This window comes from Endozoicomonas sp. SESOKO4 (assembly GCF_024606275.1).
Genome location: NZ_JAHHPS010000365.1, coordinates 1 through 1242, shown reverse-complemented (window position 1 = coordinate 1242; position 1242 = coordinate 1). Strand labels below are relative to the sequence as shown.

The window sequence follows — 1242 nt, the reverse complement described above, 5'->3', positions numbered from 1 at the left end:
TTCAGGGCGATTTTTTCGTCATGGGTAGCAGGACGAATCTGATCACGCTCGTTCACAAACACTACGTTACTGTCGCTTTCATCACTGTTGATAAAATGATTGAAACGTTTGAGCTTTTCAGGATCTGAGAGGGTGGTTTTCCATTCACACTGATAGGTACCCACCAGATAGGTCATCTCATTTTCCAGCTCCTGACAGATCCCCAGACTGTCCTCGATAATCACTTCACGCAGGTAATCAAGACCGCCTTCCAGATTATCCATCCAGACTGAAGTACGTTGCAGACGATCAGCGGTGCGGATATAGAACATCAGGAAACGATCAATGTATTTAACCAGAGTTTCATCATCCAGCTCGGTAGCAAACAGGTCGGCATGACGCGGCTTCATACCGCCATTACCAGAAAGGTAAAGGTTCCAGCCTTTTTCCGTGGCGATAACACCCACATCTTTACTCTGGGCTTCAGCGCATTCACGGGTACAACCGGAGACAGCCATTTTGATCTTGTGCGGAGAGCGTACACCCCGGTAACGATTTTCAATGGCGATGGCCATACTGGTACTGTCCAGTACCCCATAACGACACCAGGTACTGCCAACATCATCAAGATTCCTGAAAGCCATAACTCCTTTCAGATCAGCTCCGGGTACAGGAATACGATTGGGTAGAGAACCCATTGCCAGAACCAGATGATCGTAATCAAAACTTTGACCACCCACTGTCTCGACTCGCTTCAACTCAAGATCAAGACCATCAACCCGATAGTCGCTGCCCGAAAACAGGCTGATATCTGATATCCTGGTTCCGATACCAGGATTCAGGTTGCAGTTGAATACCCTGAAGATCGACACTGCCTGCCAATAACTTGGATAGCTTAATCCGGTTGTACCCGGGGCAGGATTCCTCAGAAAGAACGGTGACCTGATACTCACGGCTATTCTGCTCAGTAAGCTTTTCCAGAAAGCGAACTGAGCCCATGCCATTTCCCACCACCAGCAGCTTTCGCTTCAATGACGGATGACGACTGACGCTCGCCGCCTGTAACGCCGCTGTCATATCAGGCTGCCTCGATAGTGACCGACACCAGTGAGACCTGGACCCTCTGGTCCACGACTTCTACGGGATAAGTATTTAACGCCACGGTTTCATCTTCCAGACACTGACCGGTGCTTAAATCAAAGTGCTGTTTATAAATGGGCGACGCTACCACCAGACGCCCTTCCAGATCTCCTACCAGACCAC

The 1242-nt window shown here is 49.4% G+C and carries 2 protein-coding genes and 1 pseudogene; all 3 read right to left on the bottom strand.

The features are described 5' to 3' along the window. Positions 1-599: pseudogene (locus KDK16_RS07215) on the bottom strand (nitrite reductase (NAD(P)H)); the annotation flags it as partial. A gap of 154 nt (positions 600-753) precedes the next feature. Then, positions 754-1056: a hypothetical protein gene (locus tag KDK16_RS07210; RefSeq protein ID WP_257275355.1), complete on the bottom strand. Its 303-nt coding sequence runs from the start codon at positions 1054-1056 to the stop codon at positions 754-756. A gap of 1 nt (position 1057) precedes the next feature. After that, positions 1058-1242: nitrite reductase (NAD(P)H) small subunit (locus tag KDK16_RS07205; RefSeq protein ID WP_257275354.1), on the bottom strand; the 185-nt coding region annotated here is incomplete at its 5' end.

Excerpts from the sequence above, each read along its gene's own strand:
- KDK16_RS07210 (WP_257275355.1), bottom strand. The coding sequence starts at position 1,056 with ATGACAGCGGCGTTACAGGCGGCGAGCGTCAGTCGTCATCCGTCATTG.